Annotated in this window: 22 protein-coding genes; 5 read left to right on the top strand and 17 right to left on the bottom strand. The window is 65.4% G+C overall.

Annotation, left to right across the window (positions count from 1 at the left end):
• Positions 1-76 precede the first annotated feature (76 nt).
• The 4 genes from BH683_RS03660 to BH683_RS03675 all read right to left on the bottom strand — a co-directional run bounded on the left by BH683_RS03660 (position 77) and on the right by BH683_RS03675 (position 4,688).
• Positions 77-841, bottom strand: coding sequence for an ABC transporter ATP-binding protein (locus tag BH683_RS03660; protein ID WP_084834916.1), 765 nt, complete (start codon positions 839-841; stop codon positions 77-79).
• A complete protein-coding gene (locus BH683_RS03665; RefSeq protein ID WP_084834917.1) occupies positions 834-3,599 on the bottom strand; it encodes a branched-chain amino acid ABC transporter permease/ATP-binding protein in 2,766 nt (921 codons plus the stop codon). The genes BH683_RS03660 and BH683_RS03665 overlap by 8 nt, the downstream gene beginning before the upstream one ends.
• Positions 3,600-3,724: 125 nt before the next feature.
• Positions 3,725-4,072: a nuclear transport factor 2 family protein gene (locus tag BH683_RS03670; protein ID WP_084834918.1), complete on the bottom strand. Its 348-nt coding sequence runs from the start codon at positions 4,070-4,072 to the stop codon at positions 3,725-3,727.
• Complete coding sequence (locus BH683_RS03675; protein WP_084834919.1) at positions 4,062-4,688, bottom strand: TetR/AcrR family transcriptional regulator; 627 nt, start codon at positions 4,686-4,688, stop codon at positions 4,062-4,064. The genes BH683_RS03670 and BH683_RS03675 overlap by 11 nt, the downstream gene beginning before the upstream one ends.
• A 69-nt stretch (positions 4,689-4,757) precedes the next feature.
• Here BH683_RS03675 and BH683_RS03680 point away from each other — a divergent pair, with 69 nt between their 5' ends.
• Both BH683_RS03680 and BH683_RS03685 read left to right on the top strand, forming a co-directional pair.
• On the top strand, positions 4,758-6,008 hold the full coding sequence (locus BH683_RS03680) for an NAD(P)/FAD-dependent oxidoreductase (protein WP_246833172.1): 1,251 nt from the start codon (positions 4,758-4,760) through the stop codon (positions 6,006-6,008).
• 308 nt (positions 6,009-6,316) lie between these two features.
• On the top strand, positions 6,317-6,841 hold the full coding sequence (locus BH683_RS03685; protein ID WP_084834921.1) for a DoxX family protein: 525 nt from the start codon (positions 6,317-6,319) through the stop codon (positions 6,839-6,841).
• Positions 6,842-7,077: 236 nt separating this feature from the next.
• On the opposite strand, the gene BH683_RS03690 is transcribed toward BH683_RS03685, so the two are convergent.
• The 10 genes from BH683_RS03690 to BH683_RS03735 form a co-directional block, all read right to left on the bottom strand.
• Entirely contained in the window at positions 7,078-7,797 is a 720-nt protein-coding gene (locus BH683_RS03690; RefSeq protein WP_094647223.1) for a sirohydrochlorin chelatase, read from the bottom strand.
• Positions 7,794-8,963, bottom strand: a complete 1,170-nt coding sequence (locus BH683_RS03695) for a uroporphyrinogen-III synthase (RefSeq protein ID WP_246833173.1) — start codon at positions 8,961-8,963, stop codon at positions 7,794-7,796. Before BH683_RS03695 ends, BH683_RS03690 begins: the two co-directional genes overlap by 4 nt.
• Positions 8,964-8,982: 19 nt before the next feature.
• Positions 8,983-9,372: a nitrite reductase small subunit NirD gene (nirD, locus tag BH683_RS03700; RefSeq protein WP_084834922.1), complete on the bottom strand. Its 390-nt coding sequence runs from the start codon at positions 9,370-9,372 to the stop codon at positions 8,983-8,985.
• Entirely contained in the window at positions 9,356-11,905 is a 2,550-nt protein-coding gene (nirB, locus tag BH683_RS03705) for a nitrite reductase large subunit NirB (protein WP_084834923.1), read from the bottom strand. Before nirB ends, nirD begins: the two co-directional genes overlap by 17 nt.
• Positions 11,906-12,030: 125 nt before the next feature.
• Complete coding sequence (locus BH683_RS03710; RefSeq protein ID WP_084834924.1) at positions 12,031-13,482, bottom strand: FAD-dependent oxidoreductase; 1,452 nt, start codon at positions 13,480-13,482, stop codon at positions 12,031-12,033.
• Positions 13,479-15,605, bottom strand: a complete 2,127-nt coding sequence (locus tag BH683_RS03715) for a molybdopterin-dependent oxidoreductase (RefSeq protein WP_281492280.1) — start codon at positions 15,603-15,605, stop codon at positions 13,479-13,481. Before BH683_RS03715 ends, BH683_RS03710 begins: the two co-directional genes overlap by 4 nt.
• The gene (locus BH683_RS03720) at positions 15,602-17,038 is read right to left on the bottom strand and encodes a nitrate/nitrite transporter (protein ID WP_084834925.1); all 1,437 of its coding nucleotides are present in this window, start codon (positions 17,036-17,038) and stop codon (positions 15,602-15,604) included. Before BH683_RS03720 ends, BH683_RS03715 begins: the two co-directional genes overlap by 4 nt.
• 202 nt (positions 17,039-17,240) lie before the next feature.
• Positions 17,241-18,095, bottom strand: coding sequence for a TIGR02569 family protein (locus BH683_RS03725; protein WP_084834951.1), 855 nt, complete (start codon positions 18,093-18,095; stop codon positions 17,241-17,243).
• A 103-nt stretch (positions 18,096-18,198) separates the two neighbouring features.
• The gene (gene moeZ / locus BH683_RS03730) at positions 18,199-19,374 is read right to left on the bottom strand and encodes an adenylyltransferase/sulfurtransferase MoeZ (protein ID WP_094647231.1); all 1,176 of its coding nucleotides are present in this window, start codon (positions 19,372-19,374) and stop codon (positions 18,199-18,201) included.
• Between the two features lie 130 nt (positions 19,375-19,504).
• Positions 19,505-20,713 (bottom strand): DUF3152 domain-containing protein, encoded by a 1,209-nt coding sequence (locus BH683_RS03735; RefSeq protein ID WP_084834926.1) that lies wholly within the window; start codon positions 20,711-20,713, stop codon positions 19,505-19,507.
• An 86-nt stretch (positions 20,714-20,799) separates the two neighbouring features.
• On the opposite strand from BH683_RS03735, the gene BH683_RS03740 reads away from it, so the two are divergent.
• Positions 20,800-21,465, top strand: a complete 666-nt coding sequence (locus tag BH683_RS03740) for a TetR/AcrR family transcriptional regulator (protein WP_084834927.1) — start codon at positions 20,800-20,802, stop codon at positions 21,463-21,465.
• A gap of 18 nt (positions 21,466-21,483) precedes the next feature.
• Here the strand turns inward: BH683_RS03740 and BH683_RS03745 are convergent, their stop codons facing one another.
• The gene (locus tag BH683_RS03745; RefSeq protein ID WP_084834953.1) at positions 21,484-21,717 is read right to left on the bottom strand and encodes a DUF3107 domain-containing protein; all 234 of its coding nucleotides are present in this window, start codon (positions 21,715-21,717) and stop codon (positions 21,484-21,486) included.
• Between the two features lie 98 nt (positions 21,718-21,815).
• Positions 21,816-22,511 carry a ferritin-like fold-containing protein gene (locus tag BH683_RS03750; RefSeq protein WP_084834954.1) on the bottom strand — a complete coding sequence of 232 codons (696 nt, stop codon included), beginning with the start codon at positions 22,509-22,511 and terminating at the stop codon, positions 21,816-21,818.
• Positions 22,512-22,849: 338 nt separating this feature from the next.
• Here BH683_RS03750 and BH683_RS03755 point away from each other — a divergent pair, with 338 nt between their 5' ends.
• Both BH683_RS03755 and BH683_RS03760 read left to right on the top strand, forming a co-directional pair.
• Positions 22,850-24,505 carry a DEAD/DEAH box helicase gene (locus tag BH683_RS03755; protein ID WP_246833174.1) on the top strand — a complete coding sequence of 552 codons (1,656 nt, stop codon included), beginning with the start codon at positions 22,850-22,852 and terminating at the stop codon, positions 24,503-24,505.
• Between the two features lie 5 nt (positions 24,506-24,510).
• Positions 24,511-25,731, top strand: coding sequence for a hypothetical protein (locus tag BH683_RS03760; protein WP_084834928.1), 1,221 nt, complete (start codon positions 24,511-24,513; stop codon positions 25,729-25,731).
• 103 nt (positions 25,732-25,834) lie between these two features.
• Here BH683_RS03760 and BH683_RS03765 read toward each other — a convergent pair whose 3' ends face one another.
• Positions 25,835-26,626, bottom strand: a complete 792-nt coding sequence (locus tag BH683_RS03765; RefSeq protein WP_084834929.1) for an AAA family ATPase — start codon at positions 26,624-26,626, stop codon at positions 25,835-25,837.
• Positions 26,627-26,691 lie beyond the last annotated feature (65 nt).

Consider the following 26,691-nt stretch of genomic DNA (forward strand, 5'->3'; position numbering starts at 1 on the left):
ACCGGTGGTGCACGGGCACAACAAAGCCGGCCACCCTCCGCAGTGCGGATGGTGGCCGGCTCTGGTGTCGAAAGGGTCAGACAGCCTCTCCGAGGTAGGCCTGCTCCAGGAGTTCGGGATTCTTTGCGAGATCGCGTGCGGAGCCGCTGAGCCGGACACCACCGTGGACGATGACCAACGCCTCATCGGCAACCTCGAGAGCCAACTGGACGTGCTGTTCCACCAGCACCACAACAGCATTGGTCTCATCGGCGATCCGGCGGACGATCGGCAGCAACTCCTCGACAATGACCGGTGCCAGCCCCATGCTCATCTCGTCGATGAGGAGAACTCGGGGATTCTGGGTCAGAGCGCGAGCCACGGCCAGCATCTGTTGCTCACCACCCGACAGCGACCCTGCATTGACCTTGATTCGCTTCGCCAAGGCCGGGAACATCTCCATCGCCGCATCAACGCTGAGGCCTCCGGACCGCTTCGCGATCGATAGGTTCTCGCGAACCGTCATCGACGTGAAGAGCGCCCGGTCATCCGGGACCAGCACCAGCCCGCGACGATTGGCCTCGCCGGGTCGGCCACTTCGCAATTCTTTGCCCTCGACGACAACGTCACCACCCTTGCGCGGTAGCAATCCCGCCAGAGTGTTCATCAGTGTCGACTTGCCGGCACCGTTCGGGCCCAGGATCGCGAGCACAGAACCGGCCTGGAGCGAGAAGCTGACATCGCGGACCACCCGCACCGAGCCGTAACCGGCCGACACCTCCCGGCACTCCAGGATCGGAACCGCGGTGGGCCCGGGATCGTTCGAATGGTTCGCTTCGTCAGCCAGTTTCAAGTCAGCCATGAACCTGAGCCTCTCTTCCTAGGTATGCGGTCGCGACGGTCCGGTTGGCCCGGATCTCCGCAGGGGTTCCGGAGGCGATGAGCTCACCGAAGTTGAGGACGTGGACCTCGTCGCAGATGTTCAGAACCAGATCCATGTCGTGATCGACCATGAGAATGGTGATCCCGCTGTCGCAGATCCTTCTCAGTCGCTCGCCCAACCAACGGCTTTCGGTGCTGTCCAGACCACCGGCCGGTTCGTCGAGCAAAAGCAGGTTCGGTGAACCGGCAAGAGCGCGAGCGATCGAAACCAGCTGGCGCTGTCCCTGAGACAATTCGCCGGCCGGGCGCTCACTGATGTCGCCGATACCGAGCAGTTCGAACACCTCGGTCAGATGACCGATGTCATTGTGCTCGGCCTTGACATCGGGACGGTGCACTGCGGCGGTCCGACCGACTTTGACGTTCTCGGTCACACTGAGGTCGTCGTACAGTTCGATCGCCTGGAAGGTACGACCCAGACCTGCCCGGATCCGATTGTGCGGTGCGAGCCCGCCCATCGAGGCACCGGCCAGCGTCACCTCGCCGGTGTAGTCGGCGAATCCGGTGATCGCGTCCATCAGCGTCGTCTTGCCGGCGCCGTTCGGGCCGATGAGCCCGACCAGTGCACCCTTGGGAATCTGCAGCGATACGTCCGACAGTGCTACCGCACCACCGTATTTCACCGAAACATCGGTGAGGGCGAGCTCAGGCAGCGCTGCGCGGTCGAACACCCGGGGCTCGGCCGACAGGTCCTTGGCAGGAACGTCGGGAGCGGTGTCCGACGCCGGCGCCGCCTTGGCCTTCGCTTTGAGCGACGCAGCGCGACGACTCGCCAGCAACGTATGGGCCGGTCCGACGATGCCCTCGGGATTGAGGATGACGGTGAAGATCAGCAGCACGCTGGAGATGACGACGTACCACCCACTCACCGACCACATCTCGTCGACGAAAATGAACAACAACCCGTTGGCCGCTGTGACGCCTGCCAAGATGCCACCGGCCACCGAGGTGATGCCCGCCAGATAGACAGTGGCGAACAGAGCCACACCACCCAATGCAGCATAGGAATCGAAGGTCACCGTCTGCTGCTGATAGGCGAGCAGGGAACCACCGATGCCGGCGATGAATGCACCGATCGCGAACGCCAGGATCTTCACCCGGACGACGCTGACACCAGCCGCGGCAGCGGATCTTTCGTTGGCCCGCACAGCGAGCATTTCGGTGCCGAGGCGGCTACGACGCAACAGGGCGACGAAGACGGCGACGGCGACGAGGACCAGGAGGACCAGAATACCGAAGGTGACTCGCGGATAGTCCAGTCCCTGACCGATACCCAGATCCCAACCGAACAGGCTGGGCTTCGGTGCCTTGACACCCTCGGCGCCCACGATGTCGACGTTCCGGAACCAGATGGCCTCGACCGCGAATGCCATTGCCAGCGTCACCACCGCAACGGTGAGCCCTCGAATCCGCAAGGCGGGCAACCCGATCAGAACACCGAGTGCGGCCGCACACAGCGCCGCCACGATCGGAGCGATCGGGAAGGGCAAATGAAATGTGTTGGCGATCGGACCGAGCAGGAAGCCCGCGACACCGGCGATGGTCAACTGGGCCAGGGAGACCTGTCCCGCGTAACCGGTGACGACGACCGACGACAGCGCGACGATGGCCATGATGAAGCTGACGATCAGACCGGTACGCATGCGGTCATCGAGCAGCACCAGAGCCAGGACACCAACGATCGTCATCACAACGGCGGTAGGTGCCACATGATTCGGTCTCGGCGCACGTCCAAGGGTCTGCAAGATGATCGCACCACGGGCAGGCAGCGGCTTGGCACGGATCAACAGCACCAGCAGGATCAAGATCAGCGGAACCAGTTCGGGCAGTCCGGCGGCCGGCAGCCAGTCGAACGTCGTTGCCAGATACTGCGCCTCGGACTGAAGCATTCCGACTGCCAGACCGGCGAATACGGCGACCACGACGAGATCGAAGCGGGCCAGGATGGCTGCTGCCAAGGCCGGGACGATGAACAGGGTGTAGGCAACCGGCACCAACGGGACGATGGGCGCGATCAGGATGCCCGCGAGTCCGGCAACCGCGGAACTGAGCATCCAGTTGTAGGCCGCGATCCGGTCGGGTGAGATACCGCTGACGTAGGCACCGCGCTCGGTTTCGGCAGACGCGCGAGTGGCGAGGCCGAACTTCGTGTAGCGGAAGACCAGTGCCAGCAGAATTGCCAAGACAACGATCGTGAGCGCGAAGTAGAAGCGGTCGGCCGACAACTGCAGGTCACCAGCCTGCCAGATATCGGTCGGGAAGATCGGGTCGACCGATATCGGGTCAGTGCCGAGTTTCTGTGCAACCAACCCTGCGATCAGGAGCGAGATTCCCAACGCCGCGACCGCGCGTGCCACCAGAGGCGATGTGCGCAGCGGCCGGAAGACCAGCAAATACAGGATCAAGCCGAGAAGCGCGGCGATGACCAGTGAGAGCGCCATTGCAGGCCACATTCCCATCGGCCCGCCGAGGTCTATCGAGTCCGGCAGACCCGGGATGAGGATGAGTAGCTCGCCCTCACGTAGGTATGCGTACGTGTACGCAGTGTACAGCGCGATGGCTCCCGTCGCGAAGTTCACGACGCCCGAGCTGCGATACGTCAAGACGACAGCCAGTGCCAAAGCGCCGAAAACTGCGCCGTTGCCTAGCCCGAGTAGCAAAAACACCAGATGCTGCATTGTGACGCCAATCCTCACCGGAGATCTTTCAAAGGTGACACTGATGTTAGATCATGCTGCGACGTACGTCACCATATTTCTCCGAATTGATGTCGTTCACATTTTCGGGCCAGCCGACGGGACCGTCAGTCCTTGGCAGGCGCCGCGTTCCAGTAGTCCCGGTTGCTGGCCACTTTCCCGTCACGCAGCGTGCCGACCGACGATCCACGGAGTCCCACCGGATGCATGATCCACTCGACAGCGAAACGGTCTCCGCTCACCAGGCCGGTCACCACTTCATAGGTGGCCCCGGGCACCTTCGTGATGGATCCCTCCACGAACGCGCGCGCCTGCGCCAGGCCTCGCGCCGCATGCCCGGATGGAACATCTTCCAAGACAACATTGTCCGCGAACCAGTCGGTGATCGCGTCGACGTCCGCCGAATCCCATGCCGCGTAGTACTCCGTCATCCAGCCGGTATTGTCATTGATCATTGCTTCCTCTTTTCTCTTCGGTTGACATTTCATGTACGGCAAACAGCTGCCGCAGCGAAGACTCCAGCGCATCGATACCGTCGTTGCCGGGAGTATCGCCACCTGCTGCGGCGAGCGCTGGATGAATCGATCCACTCTGCGCCCGGCCCCGGGTTGCGAGCCAGCCGACGAACATCAGGTACGTGGCCGTGAAGATCTCCCTCGCGTCCTTTTCCGCGAACCCGGCCCCGCGCAGGATGTCGAGCGCGGTCGTCGTGAGTCGCGCGGCCGCGGCTGATGGACCCTGCGCGGTCAGCGCTCGCAGTCCGGTACCCGGATAGCGAAGGAAAGCACGGTCCATGGCCGCCACCAGCCCGATGTACTGGTCGACCCACGACTCGTCCGGATCGATCTCGATGTCGATCTGTCCGGCCACGGCTTCGACCACCCGATCGGCGAGATCAGCCTTACCCCGCAGGTGATAGTGGATCGCCGGGGCAGTCACCCCGCATGCCTCGGCAACAGCGCGCACGGTCATCTCCTGCAGTGAAGACCCTTCCACCACCTGCAATGCCGCGTCCAGCAATTGATTCTCCGACATCGGCGACGGTTGGGTCCCTCCGCGGTTTCGCACCATCTCGACTCTGCCTCTCGCTCGGCTCCTCTGATTATGTCATAGTAAATGAGAGCGATTGACTGTATGTAAATGACAAAAGGGGATCAGATGAAGGCGGACATAGTTGTCATCGGCGGCGGCATCGGTGGTTGCGCTCTGGCCGCTCGAATGGCGACGGCCGGTCTGGCGGTGACCGTTCTCGAACGTGAGCCCATGTATCGCGACATGGTGCGCGGAGAGGCCATGGTGCCCTGGGGTTTTCTCGAAGCAGTCGAACTCGGCGTGGCCGAAGCGGTGCTCGAGGCAGAAGGAGCCTCTGTCATCACCCGGATGACTCCCTACGACGAGACGCTCACAGTCGAACAGGCGCGACGCCGGTCCAAGGACCTCTCGGCCTCCGTCCCCGGCGCGCCCGGTGTCATCGGAGTGGGACACCCCGAACTCCGCGAAGCGCTGGCCAATAGCGCGGTCAAAGCTGGAGCGACCGTGGTTCGAGGTGTGCGCCGATCGACGGTGGTCGCCGGCGACGCCCCACAAGTCACCTTCGAACTCGATGGCAGTGAGCGTACAGTCGACTGTCGCCTGGTCGTCGGCGCGGACGGCAAGTTCTCGACAACCCGCGCGGCACTAGGTATTTCGATGTTCACCAACGAGGCGCGCGTCAAATTGACCGGGATGCTCGTCGATGACGGCGGAACTTGGGACCGCGCGGTCACCACAATCGCCGTCGACGGCCGCAATCAATTCATCGTCATCCCCCGCGCCGACAGCAAATTGCGGCTGTACGTCGGGCGAAACGTGAACGACCCGGAACCGTTGAAAGGACCGGCGACGATCACCGAGTTCCTCGAGTCGTATCGAACTCCCATCTTCCCCAATCATGATGAGCTGGCGGTGTCCGAACCCATCGGGCCGTGCGCTACCTTTCCGATGAACGATGCGTGGACCGATACACCCGTCGTACCGGGAGGAGCACTCATCGGTGATGCCGCGGGATGGAGCAACCCAGTCACCGCGCAAGGGCTCAGCATCGCTCTTCGCGATGCGCGAGTATTGTCAGAAGCATTGCTGGACAACGCCATATGGACGCCCGAGACGTTGTCCGGGTACACAATCGAGCGAAGTGCACGAATGGCCCGCCTGCGTTTCGCCAGCGCCCTCACCGATCTGATCGCCGGCTTCGGGATGAGCGACCGCGCGACACGTCGACCGCGCATCTTGGGTCTCCTCGGACAACGGCCTGAACTCGGGGCTGCACTCACAGCAGTCCACTCCGGACCGTGGAGTGTCGAGGCGGAGTCCTACTCCCCCGACATTCTCACCACTGTCGCATTGGCTTAGCTGAGTACTTCAGCTTCTGCACCCGCCGTGTGAGCCGTCGCATTATCCTCGCTCTAGTCACTCGAACTCCGTAGCCGCTAACTGCCTTGGGCGCAGATGGGCCGTTGACGTCATCGGTGTGCGTGTTGCGCATAGGCTTCAAGGAACAACAGTTTTTGCGCCCGAAGCAATGCCCGAAGCTACTAGGCGATCTGGCGTCTACCAATTGTCCAGCCGACCGGAAGATGGAACGACTGCAGATTGACCCCAAAGCCGATAGATGGCCTGCCGAGGCCGCGAACTGCCTAGGAAAGGGTTGAAGAGAAACGATGACGCGCCTGTTCACGAAACCGGCCTCCGACCACACCGCCGTGCAACTACTGCTCCGCGCCGCCATCGGCGGCACGATGATCGCGCACGGGGTCAAACACGGCCGCAGCCTCGACGGCACCGCCGGTTGGTTCGGATCCATCGGCTTCAAACAACCCAAACTCCAGGCACAAGCCTCCGCAATCGTCGAAGTCGGCGCCGGAACCGCCATCGTCGCCGGCGCCGGCACACCGCTCGCCGCAGCCGCTGTGGTCGGCACCATGGCAGTCGCCGCGCGATCGGTACACCAACCGAACGGCTTCTTCATCACCTCAGAAGGCTGGGAATACGTCGCCAACCTATCCGTGGCAGCCATCGCCCTCGCCGACATCGGACCCGGACGGTTCAGCATCGACCGCGCCTTCGGACTCGACCACAAACTCACCTCGGGTCAAGCCGCCGGAGTCGCTGCCGGGGTCGGACTGGTCGCTGCCGGAGCACAACTCGCAGCGTTTCACCGACCGCAGAAGACAAACCCGCTGTGAGAGCAGACCCTTCCAACTCAGAGCAGGCTGGCGCGGAACTTCCAGGTGTCACAGCGGATCCATGCAGGCCACCCGCCTTCAATCTGCGCTAATTGGATTTAGCGCAGAAGATCCCGCGCCTTGACGACGTGACTATCTCCCATCCATCGCACATATGCCCGTCGCTCCCGAAGATGGTGGATTCTGGCGAGCAAAAGCCCAGGTGGGCCTCACCAGAACCCACCATTTTCGGGAGGTCAGGAGTTTGCCAGGACGGGGCGGACCGAACGCATCCGGCGGACGACGAGGTCGACCACTCGGGGATCGGCACCGAGGGGCTGGGCGACACCGTCTGCTCCTGCAGCGTGCAGCCGGTCGTGAAACAGTCCGTGTGCCAACAGATATGAGGCGATGAACACCCGACGACCGGTGCGTGAGCGCGTGTCGGCGACCACGTCCGCGATCCGCGGACTCGCGGTGGCGACGTATCCCACCGGGACCCGCTCACCGATCATCGCTCCCAGGAGCGTCGCGGCCCGGCGAACCTGACCGAGCGCGAACAGGTCCGACGACCCGGCCGCGGCTAGGACCACCGAGTCACCACGCCGCCAGCCACATTCGGTGAGCCGCTGCGCGAGCACCCTGGCGAGTTCCGGATCGGGACCCAGGGCTCGCGAGACCGACGTCGCCGCGTGACCGCTGGCGGCGATGTGGTCGGGCAGGTCTTTGCGGACGTGATATCCCTCGGCGAGAAACGCCGGAACAACGATCGCCGACCCATCGACCTCGCGGAGGATTTCTGACGGCGACGGCCCCAGGACGTCGACGAATGCCACACGCGTGGAACCGATCTGCGCCGATACCTTCTCGGCCAGATCCGCGATCATCGCGACCCCGTGCTCCGAACGCGTGCCGTGAGCGACCAGGATCGGGGTCGCGCCGACACCTTGGATACTCAGCGACTCTCTGATACTCACGTGTTCTCCCCCTCCTCGTATTCGACGTCGACGGACAACCGGTAGCCGCGTTTGACGACGGTCTGGATCATCCGCGAGTCACCGAGACCGGCACGCAATCTGGCCATCGCCGTCTCGACGGCATGGGTGTCGTCGCCACCGCCCGGGAGTTCGGTCAGCAGTGCCTGCCGCGACACCACCCGGCCCGGCCTGCGGGCCAGTGCCTTGAGCAGGGTGAGCCCCGCCGGAGACAAGGGCCGAAGCGCAGAGTCGACCATCACAGAACGGCTCCGGATGCTCATGTCATGCCCTGCCACCCGGAACGTGGGAACCCGCCGCGGCAGTTCTTCGGTGATGTGCCGGGCAAGTGCGCCCAGCCGGTAGCGGGCCGGACGCGAGGTCGGGACGCGTAAAGCGGCCAGAGGCCCGGCCGTGATGGACCCGACACACATCGCGTGCACGTCGGTCCGCAACGCCTCGAGCAGAGGTTCGAGCCGGCCGGTGTCCTGCGCGCGGCCCAGCATCGATGCGACAGCCGGGGCACTCGTGAACGACACCGCATCGAGGTCGAAGTTGATGATCTGAGAGATCATCTGATCGATGGCCGTGGTGTCGCGAGGTGGCAGCCACCGGTACACCGGGATCGGCAGCACCTCGGCGCCCGCCTCACGCAGTACCTCACAAAAGTCCGGCAACGGTTCCCACTCGGTGGTCGCACCGTGCAACTGGACGCCGATACGAGTTCCCTCGACACCCTCGTCGAGGAGGTGTTCGAGGACCTCGCTCGACGACTCGTTGGGCGGTGACCATTCCTCGCGAAGCCCTCCGGCCCGGATCGCCCCCTTGGCCTTCGGTCCGCGCGCAAGGACCCGCGAGCGCTCCAGCGACGCGATCAGACTCTCGGCGATCCCCCAGTCCTCGGCGGCCTCCATCCAGCCCCGGAAGCCGATACCGGTTGTGGCGACCACGATTTCGGGTGGATCGGCAACGATCAACTCGGTGACCGAGCGCAACTCTGCGTCATCGGCCAGGGGAATGATCTGAATGGCAGGCGCATGCTCGACCTGCGCACCGCGTCGCTCCAGCAACGCGGCGAACTCGTCGGCACGGCGCGCAGCCGTGATCCCGATCGTGAACCCGGTCAACGGACCGGTTTCGCATTCGGTTGTGGGATCACCCGCTTTCACAGCACCTCCATGCTTCACGCTATCTGGGCCTGACCTGGATCAGGTTTGCTTGTACACGCACGTCGTAGACGGGCAAAGATACATTCTCGTCGCTCAGGCAGCGCCCGTCCACCAGGGAGAAGACCTGCTTGAGCAGCGGGGACGCCACAGTGGGCTCGCCGGACCGGTCCCCGACCAGGCCGCGGGACATCACGGCCGCCCGCCCGAACGGATCGATGTTGCCGACGGCATACAGTGTCGGCGCGGACTCACCCGCCGCGTGCGCGTCCGGTACGAGGAACAGGGCTACCTGCTCGCCGTCAGGCAGCAGCACCGCGACACCACGTCCCGGCACCAACTGGCCAAGTCGGCACGCGTCTGTCCAACTGGTCGCGACGTCCGTCGCGCGTGTGTCATCGACGAGACTCATCGTCAGATTCCTCCGTTCGCCGGCGGGCTGCGCCGGGCTGCGGTGTTCCCAACAGTACCGGCACCTTGCGGCCGGCACCCTCCGAGAACTCGATGGTTGGGTCGGGCTCGGCGGGAGCATTGACGAACGAGACGAAACGGGAAAGTTTTTCCTCGTCGTCCAGCACCCCCGCCCATTCGTCCTTGTAGCCGGCGACGTGCTCTGCCATCGCCGACTCGAGCTCGGCGGCAATGCCGAGACTGTCATCACACACAACGGCTTTGAGGTGATCCAGGCCACCTTCGAGGCCGGCGATCCAGGGGGCCGTGCGCTGCAGCCGATCAGCGGTCCGGATGTAGAACATCAGGTACCGGTCGATGTAGGCGATGAGCGTCTGATCGTCGATACCCGAAGCGAGCAGCTGGGCGTGGGCCGGACTCTGACCACCGTTTCCGCCGACGTACAGATTCCAGCCGTGTTCGGTCGCGATCACACCGACGTCCTTGCCCCGCGCCTCCGCGCACTCGCGGGCGCACCCGGACACCCCGAACTTGATCTTGTGGGGTGAACGCAAACCGCGATAACGCCTTTCGAGGTCAACTGCCATCCCCACCGAGTCCTGGACCCCGTAGCGACACCAGGTGCTGCCGACACAGCTCTTGACGGTGCGCAGACTCTTGCCGTACGCCTGCCCCGACTCCATCCCGGCCTCGACCAGCCGGCGCCAGATCTGCGGGAGCTCTTCCACCCGCGCACCGAAGAGATCGATCCGCTGACCGCCGGTCACCTTGGTGTACAGGCCGAAGTCCTTGGCGACCTGGCCGATGACGATCAACTGGTCCGGCGTCACCTCACCACCCGGCATGCGCGGCACCACCGAATAGGTGCCGTTCTTCTGGATGTTCGCCAGGAAGTGGTCGTTGGTGTCCTGCAGCGCGGCCTGCTCCCCCGCCAGGATGTGATCGCTGGACGTCGACGCGAGGATCGAGGCCACTGTGGGTTTGCAGATCTCGCAACCCGCGCCGGTACCGTGGCGCGCGACCAGGTCGGTGAACGTACGGATACCCGTGGCCTGCACGATCTCGAACAGCTCGCTACGTGACTGGGAGAAGTGTTCACACAACGACTTCGAGATCTCTACACCGGAATCGGCGAGCAGTCTCGTGATCGACGGTATGCACCCACCGCAGGTGGTACCTGCCTTGGTGCAAGTCTTGACGGCCGAGACATCCTGGGCGCCATGGGCTATCGCCCCGCAGATATCACCCTTGCTGACGCCGTTGCAGGAGCAGATCTCGGCACCGTCGGGCAACGCCGAGATACCCACACCTTCTCCGGCGGCCGGCGCGATCAGCGCTGCCGGATCACCGGGAACGGGACCGCCGACCATCGGCTTGAGCAACGCGTACTGCGTGGCGTCCCCGACCAGTACCCCGCCGAGCAAGGTCTTTGCATCGTCGGAGACGACGACCTTCGCGTACGTCCCCGCCACGGGGTCGTTGAAGACGACCTCAAGGGCACCTTCGGTGGCACCCATCGCGTCACCGAAGCTGGCCACGTCCACGCCCAGCAATTTGAGTTTTGTCGACAGATCGGCGCCCGGGAACTCCGAATGCCCTCCGAGCAGACGGTCCGCGACCACCTCGGCGGTGTGGTAGCCGGGAGCCACCAGCCCGTAGCAACGACCGTTCACCGCCGCGACCTCACCGATGGCGTAGATGTCCGGGTCGTCGGTCCGGCAGCCGTCGTCGACGAGTACGCCGCCACGCTCTCCGACCGCAAGGTCGGCGTCGCGGGCCAACTGATCACGCGGCCGGACCCCGGCCGAGAAGACCAGCAGCGCAGCGTCATCGATGGTGCTCTCGTCAGACAGCGTGACGGTCATCATTCCGTCGTCGTGCTGCTCGATCGCGCTGGTCCCGACGCCGGTGTGCACGGCAACCCCGAGCCCCTCCACGAGATTCGCCAGCAGCGCCCCACCGCCCTCGTCGACCTGCAACGGCATCAGCCGGGGCGCGAACTCGACGACGTGCGGTGCCAGCCCCAGCAGTTTGAGGGCGTTCGCCGCCTCGAGACCGAGCAGACCACCGCCCACCACCACGGCTTTCGCTCCGTCCGGCGCAGATTCCGCCCGCGCCCGGATCTGGTCGAGGTCGTCGAGGGTGCGGTACACGAAACAGTTTTCCGAGTCCGAACCGGCGACCGGCGGCACGAACGGGTACGAGCCGGTGGCCAGCACGAGCGCATCGAAGACGATGCTGGAGTCGTCGTCGAGCACCGCGGTTCGCGCGACCCGGTTGACACGCGCGACGCGCCGACCGGTCAGCAGATTGACCAGAGGATCACCCGGATAGGTGTTCCCGTCCAGCGCCAACGCAGCGGGATCCCAGCTGTTGACGTAGGACGACAGGCCCACCCGGTCGTACGCGGGCGCGGCTTCCTCGCAGACCACAACGATCCGCCATTGGTCGGTGACATCACGTTCGCGCAATTCCTGGACGAACCGGTGACCGACCATTCCGTGGCCGACCACGACCACTGTCTTGCTGGGCATATCTACTCCTGTGTTGGATTGTTCGCTTCGGCTCGGGCCTTGTTGCGCGCTCTTCGCTCGTCACGTGGCCGCTGCGCGTCCGCGTTCCTCAATGCATCGCTCGCGGCCCGAACCTGCGCTCACTGTCAGGCATCTGCGGTCGCGAGCCATTCGCACAGTCCTTCGACCACCGATTCACAACTGCCACAACCGGTCGTGGCACGTGTTGCCTCTGCCATCGCGAGTGGATTACGCGCCCCTTTGCGCCACGCGTCGGTGAGGTTCTTCTTGGACACCGTGTTACAGCGGCAGATGATGGCCTCGCCGGGCATCTGCGCCGGGCTCGCCGATTCGGTTGCGCCACCGGTCAGATGACCGAGCAGCAATCGCATTCGATCTGTGGGCACCGGCGCACCCGAATCGAACAGCTGGGTGATGGTGCCCACCACTTCCGGGTTCCCGAGCAGCACCGCGCCGACCAGCCGCTCCTTGCGCACCACCACTTTGGCGTAACGGCCACGATGCGGATCGGACAGGGTCAGCACCTCGGCCTCGAGATCGCCCGGGTCGGTGTCGACCTCGCCCATCGAGGCCAGATCGATATCGTGGGCTTTGAGTCGCAGGATCTGCTGCGTGCCTTCATATCCTGTTGGTTCGGAGGCGAGCAGGTTCCGGGCCACCGTCTCGGCCATCTCCCACCCGGGTTGCACCAGGCCGTAGACGATATCGCGATGCTGGGCGCATTCACCGATCGCGAAGACGGCTCGATCGCTCGTCCGCAGATGATCGTCGACGAGGATGCCGCGTTCGGTGGCGATGCCTGCCTCTGCAGCGAGTTCGATGTTGGGTGCGATGCCGGCGGTGACGATCACCAGATCCGCCCCCAGCGTCGACCCGTCGGCGAGGACCACTTCGCGGCCGGTGCCGGGGGCGTCGCGCACCGCGGTCACGCGCGTTCCGAGCACCACATCCATCCCGATCTCACGCAGCACCCGAGAGAGCACCGCGCCACCGGCGGCATCCATCTGCTTCTCCATCGGATACGCACGCGGATGAACCACCGTCACCTGGGCGCCGCGCAGCAGTGCACCGCGAGCGGCCTCGAGACCGAGCAGGCCGCCGCCCACGACGACGACACGGGTGTTCTCGTGCAGCGCCGAGACGATGGCCTCGCAGTCGGCGAGGTTGCGGAAGGCGATGACCCCGGGGATCGGGGTGCCGGTAACTGTGGTCGCGCCGGCGATCGGTGGGATGAACGCCCGGCTGCCGGTGGCGAAGACGAGGTTGTCGTACTGATGCACGGTGCCGTCGTCACACTGGACGCTCTGCGCGTCTCGGTCGATCGAGGTGACCCGCACCCCGGTGTGGGTCTGCAGGTTGCGCTCGGAATACCAGCCGGCCGCGCGAATCATGGTGTCGGCAGCGCGGATGCGGCCGGCGACCACATTCGACATCAGGATGCGGTTGTACGCCGCGTTCGGCTCGTCACCGATGACGACACTGGTCACCTGGGCGCCGGTCGGGTCGAGCCGGTGCAGTTCTTCTTGCAGACGGGCCCCGGCCATCCCGTTCCCGATGATCACGACGCGCTTGCTCATAAGACCTCCAGTCGTACTGCGCAGGCCTTGAACTCAGGCATCCTGCTGGTGGGGTCGAGTGCCGGGTTGGTCAGCAGGTTGGCGCGCTGGTCCCCGGCGTAGTGGAACGGGAGGAAGACGGTGTCGGGTCTCAGCGAGTCGACGCAGCGGGCCGCTGCTGTTGCCGATCCGCGTCGCGAGGTCATCAAGACCTGTGCGCCATCGGCGATCCCGAGCCGCTCCGCGGTATCGGTGTTCACCTCGACGAACATTGGTCCCGCCGCGTCCGCGAGGGCTTTGACGTGCCTGGTCTGCGCACCCGACTGGTAATGCGTGAGGACCCGGCCCGTGGTGCACACCAGCGGGTACTCGGCGTCGACCGGCTCGGTGGGACCGTGATGGTCGACGGCGATGAACTTCGCCCGGCCGTCGTCGGTTGCGAAGCGCTGCAGGAACATCCGTGGTGTTCCGGGGTGCCCGACCTCGGGGCACGGCCAGTGGATCGCCTCGTCGTTGTCGAGCCGGTCGTAGGTGACACCGGTGTAATCGGCCGGTCCGCCCGCCGAGGCCCTGCGGAGCTCGTCGAAGACCTCACGGGGATCGGTCGGGAAACGCTCTGCGGGCTGCCCGAGCCGGATGGCCAGTTCCGCGAGCACCTCGAGCTCGCTGCGGGCCCCATCGGCGACCGGCACCGCCTGCCGCCTGCGCAGCACGCGACCCTCGAGGGAGGTCATGGTGCCCTCTTCCTCGGCCCATTGCAGCACGGGTAGCACGACGTCGGCCATGGCGGCGGTCTCCGAGAGCAGGAAGTCGTTGACCACCAACATGTCCAGCGACGACAGCCGATCGACGACGTGCCCTGCGCGCGGTGCGGACACGGCGAGGTTGGCGCCGTGCACCATCAGCATCTTGGGGCCGCCCGGTTGGCCGAGCGATTCGAGCAATTCGTACGCGCTCTGCCCGGGTCCGGGCAGATCGTCGGGGTCGATCCCCCACACCTTCGCGACATGCGCCCGCGCGGCCGGATCGGCGATCTTGCGGTAACCCGGGAGCTGGTCGGCCTTCTGCCCGTGCTCGCGGCCACCCTGCCCATTGCCCTGGCCGGTGATGCAGCCGTAGCCACTGCCCTTACGGCCACACAGCCCGAGCAGCAACGACAGGCCGATGACCGCGCTGACGGTGTCGGTTCCCGTCGAATGCTGTTCTGCGCCACGAGCCGTGAGCACGTAGGCACCCGTTCCGTTGTCCCGGGCCGCCGCGAGCAGTGCCACTGTGCGGCGCATCGCGGCGACCGGCACCCCGGTGACCCGCTCGGCCCGCTCGGGCCACCATTGGCCGGCAATACGCCAGAAGTCGTCGAATCCGGATGTGCGGTCGGCGATGTAGTCGAGGTCGGCGTAACCCTCGGTCACCGCAATGTGCGCCATTCCCAGTGCGAGCGGCAGGTCGGTGCCCGGGGCCAACTGCAGGTGCACCCCGCCGTCGGCGACCGCACGTTCGACGGTGGCGGTCCGCCGCGGATCCGCCACCACCAGCCCGCCGGCCCGTGCGGCGGTCATCAGGTGACTGACCATGGGTGGCATCGTCTCCGCGACGTTGCCTCCGAGGATCACGATGGCCCGCGCGGACCCGATGTCGGCGAGCGGGAACGGCAGGCCTCGATCGAGTCCGAACGACTTGATCCCGGCGGCGGCCGCCGAACTCATACAGAACCGGCCGTTGTAGTCGATGTTCGACGTGCCCAGTGCCACACGAGCGAACTTGCCCAGCTGGTAGGCCTTTTCGTTGGTCAGCCCGCCACCGCCGAAGATTCCGACGGCGTCGGCGCCGTGCTCCCGACGTGCTCTGGCAAACCCCGACGCGACCACATCGAGTGCGTCGTCCCAGGTCGTCGGGGTCAAGACGCCGTCGCGCCGTACCAGGGGCGTGGTCAGCCGGTTGGGGTTGCGCAGTACATCGGCTGCGGTCCAACCCTTCTGGCACAACCCGCCCTTGTTGGTCGGGAACTGCCGCGGGGTCACCTCGGCGTCAGCGGCGCCTTTGCCACTGATGCTCATCGCGCACTGCAGACCGCAGTACGGGCAATGGGTCTTCGTCCCCACCGGGGCCGCCACGGCGGGGGCCGACAACGCCTCCGCGGTCACGGGATGACAGGCGCCGGGTTGGCAGGATCGGCGGTCGGGGCGTCGGAAGGCGCTGCACTGTTCCCGGGTGTTTCGATGGAGCGCCGCACGTAGAACCACCAGGTCACCAGCGCGGCGACCACATAAAAGGCCATGAAGATCGCGAAAGCCTGCGTCGCAGACTGATTGGACTTGTAGCTGTCCCGCAGCACCAGGTTGATGGCCACCCCGCCGAGGCCACCGAACGCACCGGCGATACCGATGAGCGCACCGGACATCGAGCGTGACCAGTTTGCCTTCCCGATCGAGTTGAGCCCCGGATTGACCTTCGCCTTGTGCTCCCAGATGGCCGGGATGATCTTGTACACCGAGCCGTTCGCGATACCGGAGATGATGAACAGCAACACGAATCCGATCACGAACGCCGTCAGGGTGCCGCCGGTGATCTTCTTGTCGTTGGCGTCGGACATCGCGCTGGCCACCACCAGGATCGACGACGCCGCGATCATCGCCGCGAAGCAGTACATGGTGATCTTGCCGCCACCGATCTTGTCGGCGAGCTTGCCGCCGTACGGACGGGAGATCGAGCCCAGAAGTGGTCCGATCCAGGCGATCTGGGCTGCGGCGAGGGCTGGTTTGGTGGCGCCGTTGGCGGTGAACGAGATGTTCAGCACCTGGCTGAACGCGAACCCGAAGCCGATGAACGAACCGAAGGTGCCGACATACAGCAGCGAGATCAACCAGGTGTCCTTGTACTTCAGCGTGTCGAGCATCGCCCGGCCGCTGGAGGTCTGGTGGTCCAGGTTGTCCATGTAGATGGCCGCGCCGACACCGGCGATCGCGAGCAACACCAGGTAGATGGCGCAGAGGATCTCGGGTTGGTCGGAGGCGATCCAGATCACGAAGAGACCGACCAACTGGATCGCGGGGACGCCGATGTTGCCGCCACCTGCGTTGAGACCGAGCGCCCAGCCCTTGAGGCGCTGCGGGTAGAAGGCGTTGATGTTGGTCATCGACGAGGCGAAGTTGCCACCACCGAAACCGGTCAGCGCGGCGACGAAGAGGAACCAGCCGAACCCGAACTCACCGGGGTTCATCATCAGCATCAGGGTCAGCCCGGTGGGGATCATCAGGACGACCGCGGAGAAGATGGCCCAGTTACGTCCACCGAAGATCGCGGTGGCCTGGGTGTACGGGATCCGCAAGCATGAACCGACGAAGGTCGCGGTCGCGCCGATCACGAACTTCTGGTCGAGGCTGATGCCGTATTCGGGACCCATGAGCAGTGCCAGCGCGGAGAACATGGACCAGATCGAGAAGCCGACGTGCTCGCAGATGATGGACCAGACGAGGTTGCGCTTGGCGATCGCGGCGTTGCCGTTGTCCCACGCCTCGACATCTTCTGGGTCCCAATCAGTGATGTAGTGCTTTCGTTTTGTGCCCGAAACGGTCACAGGAGTCCTCCTCGTAGGTCCGGCGCCGGGGCCGGGTTGACTTGAGGAGAACGGTAGGAAACCGGTGTTGCCGCAATTTTGCAATCAGTGACCGAACAATCACAGTGTTCTCACACCTCCCTGGCGGCAGAGGTGAGATGAGAGCCCGAAAATGTCGTACAGCCGCCGGTGACCACCGGCATCACTGCAGATCAGAAGGGTGTTAGACCAGGAACCGAACCATGTCGGAGACCCGCTTGAGGCCCGGCAGAGCGCCTGCGGTGGACCTCGGATGTAACGCATGCACGGCCAGCCTGAACATCACGGCACGCAACATCATCTGTGGCCACTCCGGCAGATCGCCCCACCGTTCGATGAGGGCGTCGTCCGCTCCACCCCATGCGAGCGCGTCGACGACGACGACCGCCGCGGCCCACGATGCGGGTCGCCAGTACGGCGTGATGTCGGTGATCCCCGGCGCCGCGGCACCCGCGAACAGCACGGTGCCGAACAGATCACCGTGCACCAACTGCGACGGTGACTCGACCTTTTTCCGAAGGGTGGCCAGGTTGTGCAGGATCTCCAGGCTGGTGACGCCGTCCGGCGAGGTCGGATCGCCCATCCCGGCGGCTCGGGCCGATCTCATCGGGACGTCGTCCCAGGCCGCGCGGTCGGAGGCGGTGAACACGTCGACGTCGGTGTAGGGCGGCGCCGGCGGCTGCATCAGGAATCGGGGACGTTCCAGCGAAGCGGTGACCTCGTGCAACCGGTCCGCCAGCGACACCACCTCGTCGTAGCGAGGTTCGGGGGTGCCGGCGATGTAGGTGTCAGCACGCCACCCCGACACCACGTAACGCCCGTCGGAGGATCGCACCGGCCGAGCGATTCGGACCCCGTCGACGTAAAGGGCCTCGCGAACCTTTGCCGACCAGGCCGCACGCGCGTGATCAGGGACCAACGACAACACGGTCTCGCCGATCCGCCAGCCGCCTTCCCAACCGTCGCCGAGAGCCACCACGGGATCCTGTGTCAGTCCGAACGTCTGCAGCACATGCTCCGGCGGCTCGACGGAGGTCAAGTCAGAGGTCACGTTGTCGAGGTTACCGGCGCGAGGCGCCGGAGCCCCGCAGGCGCTGCGGGTGTCCCCACCGCGAATCGTTGCGCCCTCGGCGAGAGTGCGGTCAGTAGACGGGAAGGGTCGTATCGACCTGCTTGGCCCAGGCGGTGATGCCACCTTGCAGATGGGTGGCGTCGGAGAAACCTGCCTTCTTCACCGCGGCCAGCGCCTCAGCCGACCTGATGCCCGTCTTGCAATAGAGCACGGCCGGGCGGTCATGCGGCAGTTTCGCCAGCCCCTCCCCGGACTCGATATCGCCCTTCGGGATGAGGGTCGCGCCGTCGATCTTGACGATCTCCCACTCCACCGGCTCCCGCACGTCGATGAGTGCGATCCGCTCCCCGGCGTCGAGGCGTTCCTTGAGTTCGACAGCGGTCAGCGTCGAGTCGGCGGCCGCCGACACACCTTCGTCCGAGACGACACCGCAGAACGCGTCGTAGTCGATCAGTTCGGTGATCTTGGGCGCCTGCGGATCCTTGCGGAGATTGATCGTCCGGTAGCGCATGTCGAGGGCGTCGTACACCATCAGGCGCCCGAGCAGGGTCTCGCCGATCCCCGTGATCAGCTTGATCGCCTCGGTACCCATGATCGAACCTATCGACGCGCACAGGATTCCGAGTACGCCCCCCTCGGCGCACGACGGCACCATCCCGGGCGGCGGCGCTTCGGGGTAGAGGTCGCGGTAGTTCAATCCGAGGCCGTCCGGGGCGTCCTCCCAGAACACCGACGCCTGCCCCTCGAACCGGTAGATCGAGCCCCAGACGTACGGCTTGCCGGCGAGCACGGCCGCGTCGTTCACCAGGTATCGGGTGGCGAAGTTGTCCGTGCCGTCGACGATGAGGTCGTACTGCTCGAAGAGCCCGACGGCGTTGTCGTTGTCGAGGCGGAACTTGTGGGTGTGGACCGTGACCAGGGGGTTGATCTCCAGAATGGAGTCGCGGGCGGAGTCGGCCTTCGGCCGGCCCACGTCGGACTGACCGTGGATCACCTGACGCTGCAAATTCGATTCGTCGACCTCGTCGAACTCCACGATGCCGATGGTGCCGACGCCTGCGGCGGCGAGATAGAGCAGCGCCGGTGACCCGAGTCCACCCGCGCCGATGACGAGGACCTTCGCATTCTTGAGACGCTTCTGGCCGTCCACACCGAGGTCGGGGATGATCAGGTGCCTGCTGTAGCGGGCCACCTCATCGCGGGTGAGCTCTCCGGCGGGCTCGACCAGCGGGGGCAATGTCGACACGGGCGGTCTCCTCAGCGTGATCAGCGGACGACCGTCGATCCGGTCGTCCCATCTGCTACCTGCAACGAGTATGTGCCTGCGAAGATTCCAACCGGCGCGAAGCACCGCGTCACCATCGGGCGCCCCGGGATCACCGATCTGGGAACGGCCACGGATTCGGTGTGCAGACATAGCTGCGGTTGGCCTTCATGTCCGGATCGAGCGCCATGATCTCGCCATTGGCCGTTCCGAAGGTCTGCTGCATCATGATCGGCGCCAGGGCCCCGTTCACCTTGCACGGCTCGTGATTGACGAATCCGATCGCGTGACCCACCTCGTGGTTGATCAGGTACTGCCGATAACCGAGGTCGTCGCCCTGGTAGGACGACGCGCCGCGGACCCAACGGGCCTCGTTCAGGGTCACCCGCGACTCGGGTGGGTAGTAGCAGGACGACTCGAGCTGGATCTCGTAACCGCACAGTTCCCGGGTGGTGTCCGGAGAGGTCAGGGTGACACGGAAGTCCGGTTCACCGCTGTCGATACGGCGGAACGAGAACTTCCCGTCTCCGATCCAGCTCTTCGGGTTCGCGAGGGTGGTGTCGACGAATTTCGCGTAGGTCGGGTCGCCGCCGAAGTCGCCCGACGCCACTCCGTTCTCGACCTCGATCGTGTACGTGAACTCCTGGCCACCGGTTCCGATCCGCGGGGTCGACCCGGGGACGACGTGATAGCCCTCGGCACCCTTCGCGGTGAAGGGCCCGCCGTTCGGCAGGGCACCGGCCGGCAGCTGCTCGGCCTGTATCTGCGCCGGCGGCGCGCCGATCGCAGTGGTCACGTTGTTGACGTCGGTGTTGCGGACCGCATCGGGATCGGACTCCGCCGCCCCACTGGAGTTGCCGTTCTGATGGGACTGCACGGTGACCACGATCATCACCACGGTCAGGACCACCAGCACCGGAATCGCGTACGCCCGCCACCCGTAGGTGCTCACGAACCGTCCGACCGCGCTCTGCTTCTTGCGGTCCTTGTCGCGGTCGGCGCGCTGGCGTCCGGGGTCTTCCGTCGGATCCCAGCGAGCGCGCAGAGGCTGGTCCGGGGCGGGCCGACCCGACGTCGGCTGGTGGACGTCGGTCCGCTGGTTCGCGAGCCGGGCGTCCGCCTCGGCCTCGCGGCGAGCGGCGCGCTGGGCTCGCTCGGCGCTGCGACGAGCTTGTTCGGCGTGGTCGCGGCCACCTGCAGCGGTATCGGCGCGGGCGCGCCGACGACGCGGCGGATCACCCTGCTGCGGGCCTGCGTCAGCCCGCGCATCACGAGGTGCGCGCCGCGTGCCCGTGGGCCCCGAACCTCCAGCACCAGTCACCCGTAAACCTTCTCACAAGGACCGGCCGTTGCCCGGCAGGCGCAACCACCGGTGGCGGATATCGGGAGCAGATATACGCTCGGGCCATGGACAAATCGGCCGCCGCGGGCACAGGTGTGAACGCACCCACGACAGGTGGGCCCCGACGCAGCGTGCGCATGCCACGCAGCGCCCGGCGGTTACAGCTCCTCGACGCGGCCAGCGAGATCTTCGTCGAACGGGGCTATCACTCTGCGGGGATGGACGAGATCGCCGTACACGCAGGGGTCAGCAAACCTGTCCTCTACCAGCACTTTCCCAGCAAACTGGATCTGTACCTCGCCGTCCTGGACTCCCATGCGGAATCGATGGTCAACCGCGTCACCGGTGCGCTGCTCAGCTCCACCGACAACCGTCATCGCGTTCGCGCGGCGGTGCAGGCCTTCTTCGATTTCATCGACGAGGACAGCCAGGGATATCGGCTGATCTTCCGGTCGGACGCACTCGACCCCGCGGCGATCCGCAGGGTCGAAGGAGCGACCGAAGCATGTGTGGACGCGGTGTACGGACTAGTCATGCACGACTCGGGTCTCGACCCCCACCGCTCGCGGATGCTCGCGGCAGGACTCGTGGGCCTCAGTCAGGTCAACGCCAGGCATTGGCTCGATGCCAAGCGTCCGGTGACCAAAGAAGAAGCCGTCGACATCACGGTCACGATGCTCTGGGGCGGATTGTCCCGAGTGCCCATGCAACAGTCGAACGGCTTCTCCTGAGAATCAACTGACGCGATCTCAGATCGCGCCGAAGCCAACTTTCCGGGCGTCGGAGACACCGACCTCGACGTACGCGATCTTGGTGACGGGGATCAGGTAGCGAGAACCCTTGTCGTCTTCCAGACGCAGCAACTGCTCGTTGCCTGCCAGTGCGGCCTCGACCGCGGCGTGCGCTTCGTCGCTGCTCTTCTCGGTGTGTACAACCACTTCGCGAGAGCTGTCGGTGATCCCGATCTTCACATCAACGGCCACAAAATCCTCCACAGATATACGTTCGAACTCTCGGGTCTAACTCTGCTCTTGCAATCCTGCTGGCCTGAATCTAGCCCCACCGGCCTTGCGGCGGACAGTCAGCCCAACCCCATATCCGCCATGCGCTGTGCATGCCGATCCTGGATCGAACCGAAGAAGTCCACGATCTGGTTGAGGTCGGCCTCGACGGAGAACAACAGCTCGGTGAGCGCCTCTTGGCCGGCCAGCACGTACTGGGTCTGCGTGATCGCCTCACCGAGCAGCCGCCGGCCCCACAACGTCAGGGGCGAAGAGAGCGCGGGGTCGGCCGCGACTGCTTCGCGGATGGCTGCCACGGCGAACTCCGAGTGTCCGGTCTCGGCCATCACGGTGCGCACCACGGCCTCGGCGTCTTTCGGCAGAGTGCCCGCGATCTCCATGTAGAAGTCGGCGGCCAGACCGTCGCCGACGTACGCCTTCACCAGCGACTCATGCCAATTACTCGGCACCGTCGACGAGTGGTACTTCTCGAGCACCGGTGTGTACGCGGCAATCGACTCGTAGACGTCGACCCCGCGAGCGCCCAGGGCTTCCTGCAGGATCTCGAAGTGACTCATCTCTGCGGCGGCCATACTCGCCATCTCGACCCGGCCACGCATGTCGGGCGCCATCGTCGCCTCCGACGCCAGGCGGTAGAACGCGGCCAGTTCGCCGCAGGCCAGTACCCCGAACAGTTCGGTGATACCGGGATGAGAGGCTGACGAACCGGCGGCGACATCGGACACCGGCGGCTGCGTTTGTGAACCAGACGACATGAGAGCGAGTGTAGTCAGCACGTCGGAACCGGGCATGCGGACGACGACCCGGGTGCGGCATCCGGGGGTGCTACACGATGCGATGTCACCACCTGGACGTGGGCCACGTACACTGCCAGGGGTGAGCCGTGCGCATGAGCCGGCTCGCAGGAATTTGTGCGCGCACCGATGGCGGTCCGATATCTGTTGGGCCCGATTTGACCAGATGCAGGTTGCCCGAGTCCGCCTTTGCACCGCGGCCAGTGAGCTGATCTGACGGTTGATCTTTGCAGTGCGCGCGGGAGCACATTGCGAAAGGCAATCAACTGAACATCGAACAAGAAGCCAAAAACACCGCCTTGGATGACATCGTCGAAGAAGAGCACGTCATCGTGGCGGAAGACCACGTCTCCCCCACGTTCGCCGAGCTCGGCGTCCGGCAGGAGATCGTCGACGCCCTCACCGCCGACGGCATCACCAACACCTTCGCCATCCAGGAACTGACCCTGCCGCTGGCGATGGCAGGCGACGACCTGATCGGTCAGGCCCGCACCGGCATGGGCAAGACCCTCGGTTTCGGCGTACCGCTGTTGCAGCGGGTGTCGCAGGCGACGGCCGAACCCGGCGAGCGCGGCATCTGGAAACTGGACGGCACCCCGCGCGCACTGATCATCGTGCCCACCCGCGAACTCTGCATCCAGGTGACCGATGACCTCGAGATCGCGGCCAAGGGCCTCCACGTCGACACCGCAGACGGCCAGAACCGGCCCATCCGGCTGCTGTCGATCTTCGGAGGCAGGCCCTTCGAACATCAGATCAGCGAGCTCAAGATCGGTATCGACGTCGTCGTCGGCACCCCCGGCCGCCTCCTCGACCTCGCCCGTCAGGGCCACCTGATCCTGGGCAAGGTCCAGGTTCTGGTTCTCGACGAGGCCGACGAAATGCTGGACCTGGGCTTCCTGCCCGACATCGAGCGCCTCATGAGTTCGCTCCCCGACGCCCGTCAGACCATGCTCTTCTCGGCGACGATGCCCGGGCCGATCGTGACGCTGGCGCGCACCTTCCTGACGAAGCCGACCCACATCCGGGCCGAGCACGCCAACGATTCGGCGATCCACGAGCGCACCACCCAGTACGTCTACCGGGCCCACGCACTGGACAAGGCCGAGCTGGTCGCACGCATCCTGCAGGCCGAAGGTCGCGGCGCGACAATGATTTTCACTCGCACCAAGCGCACCGCACAGAAGGTCGCCGACGATCTCGCCGAACGCGGATTCGCAGTCGGCGCCGTACACGGTGACCTCGGGCAGGTCGCTCGAGAGAAGGCACTCACCGCTTTCCGTGAGGGCCGCATCAACGTGCTCGTCGCCACCGACGTCGCTGCACGTGGCATCGACATCGACGACGTCACGCACGTCATCAACTATCAGTGCCCCGACGACGAGAAGACCTACGTCCACCGCATCGGTCGCACGGGTCGCGCCGGCCGCACCGGCATCGCGGTCACCCTGGTCGACTGGGACGAGCTGCACCGCTGGGAGATGATCAGCAAGGCGCTCGACCTCGCCAAGGACGAGCCGGTCGAAACCTATTCCAGCTCACCGCATCTGCGTGAAGAGATGGGCATCTCGGAGTCTGCCACCGGTCGGATCGGTCAGGGCCCGGCCGTGGTGCGCGACGACCGCAAGGACCGCGATTCGCGCTCGGGCGGCGGGCGTTCGGGCGGCGGAGAGAAGCGCGAACTCGCCGGCCAACGCAGGTCGACATCATCGGCATCACGGCAGCGTCGGCGCACCCGCTCCGGAAGCAGCGATGCGCCCGCCACCGGTGACGCCGCGTCGACCACGGCAGCCGTCGCGGACACCGCAGCGGCTTCTACCGCTCCGGACACCGGATCGCCTGCAACGACCTCCGAGGGTGGAGACCGCCCCCGGCGTCGTCGTCGCCGCCGGAACGGTGGATCTGCCGACAAGTCATCGGCCTCCGGCGACACCGTGGGTAACGCCTCGGAGTAACTGACGTGCTCAAGCCTGAGCGGCGCACGCCGGTCGACCTGTTGATCGTTGCCGTCATCGCGGCGGTCGTCATCGTCGCCGGCGTGGCCATCTGGGCCTCCAGTTCGGTGGAGAACACCGAGTCCGACCCGTCCCCGGTCGCTGCGGCGCCGCCCGCGTCGGCGACCGCGGTGCCTGCCTCGTACTCCGAGGCCTGGCGGACCCCCAGTGACGCCACAGCCGGGCCGGTCATCGTCGGGGGTGTCGTCGTCACCGGCGATGGCGACACCGTCGTGGGCCACGACGCGGAGTCCGGCCGTCAGCTCTGGTCGTACCGTCGAGACCTCCCGCTGTGCGGGGTGTCCGGCTGGAGCGCGTCCGGTCGCGATTACGCGATCGCGGTGTACCGCAACTCGCGCGGTTGCAGCGAGGTCACTGCGCTGTTCGGCTCGACGGGCAAGCGCGCGACCACCCGCAGCAGCGACGCCGACAACTCTCTCGACTTCAGCTTCGACCGGGATTACTTTCTGGCGCAAGGTGATACGCGACTCGAGATCTGGCGCAGCGACCTGGTGCGGACCATCGAATACGGCCGGGTCGATGCTCCGGTCAATCCCGGATCGCAACCGCGCTCGGGTTGTGAACTCGTCTCCAGCGCCGTCAGCAGCCCCAAGGTCGCCATCGTCGAGCACTGCGGGATCGAACCGGGTTACCGCCTCACCGTCCTCGGATCCACCCTCGACAGCAACGAGAAACTCGAAGAATTCGGCTCGACCCTGATCACCGCAGAGCTCGGTTCGCCACCTCGCGTCGTCGCGGTAGGGAGCAACAGTGTCGCGGTGTACGTGTCCTCCCCCGAGCCCATGCTCGAGACCTATGCGTTCGACGGCACACTGCAGAACCGGACCTCCCTGCTGGGCGGACCCGTCGGCGCCGAGAGCAAACCGATCACCGGCGACGGCATCGTCACGTTCTGGACGGGCAAGGCAACCGTCGTGCTCGACGCCGAGACCCTGCAAGCCCGCTTCCAGGTCCCCGAGACGCTGGGACCGGGAGTGGTCATGGCAGGTTCACTACTGCTGCCCAGTGCCACCGGGATCAGCGAACACAAACTCGTCGACGGCCAGCCGATCCGGTCGATCCCGGTTGCCCGGGACGGCTACACCGGCGGGGTGATCACGCTCGGCGTGATCGGCGATGAACTGGTGCAGCAGTGGGGTTCGACTGTCTCGGTGCTCAGCCCGTAGCCGAAAGCTGCTGCAAATACACACGTTTGAGTCAAAATCACACGTTGCAACGTGTGATTTTGACTCAAACGTGTGCTTTTGTCGGCCTGCCCCGGCGTTGCCGTCAGACCGCTTCGATGGTCACCAGGTCTGCGCCGCCGTTCCAGTGCTTCCACAGGTTCTCCGACAGCTCGCGGTACGCCGTAGACCCCTTGTTCTTACGGCCTCCCACCACGCTGACACCCGAGGCCGAGGCCTCGGCGAACTTCACGGTGCGCGGAATGGCCGGCGAGAGCACCGGTAGGTCGTAGCGATCGGACACGTCGGCCAGCACATCGCGGCTGTGGGTGGTGCGCGCGTCATACAGCGTCGGTAGCGCTCCCAACAGTTGCAGATCGGGGTTGGTGATCTGCTGCACCTCGGTCACGGTCCGCAACAGCTGCCCGACCCCGCGGTGTGCCAGCGTCTCGCACTGCAAGGGCACGATCACCTCGTCGGCGGCGGTCAACCCGTTGAGCGTGAGCACCCCGAGCGAGGGCGGGCAGTCGATGATGATCACGTCGTAGTCGCCCTCGACGGTCTTGAGTGCACGCTTGAGCGCGTACTCGCGACCCGGCCGCATCAGCAGCAGCGCCTCGGCACCCGCGAGGTCGATGGTCGCCGGCAGCAGCGACACCTTGTCTTCGGTGTCGAGCAGGGCATCGGCGATGGCGCCCTCACCCAGCAGGACGTCATGGACCGATATGGTCAATTTGTCCGGATCATGCCCCAGCGAAAAGGTAAGGCAGCCTTGCGGATCCAGATCGACCACCAACACCGACAGTCCCATGTCGGCGAGCGCCGCACCCAGTGAGACAACCGTGGTGGTCTTGGCGACCCCACCCTTCTGATTCGCCACAGCAAGTATCTTGCTCATTCCCTGACCCCCTTCGCCTCGAGCAGCACTCTCCATTTCCTTGACCCTATGCGTCAACCGGGCAG

Source organism: Williamsia sp. 1138 (genome assembly GCF_002095435.2).
In the GTDB taxonomy this organism is placed as follows: domain Bacteria; phylum Actinomycetota; class Actinomycetes; order Mycobacteriales; family Mycobacteriaceae; genus Williamsia.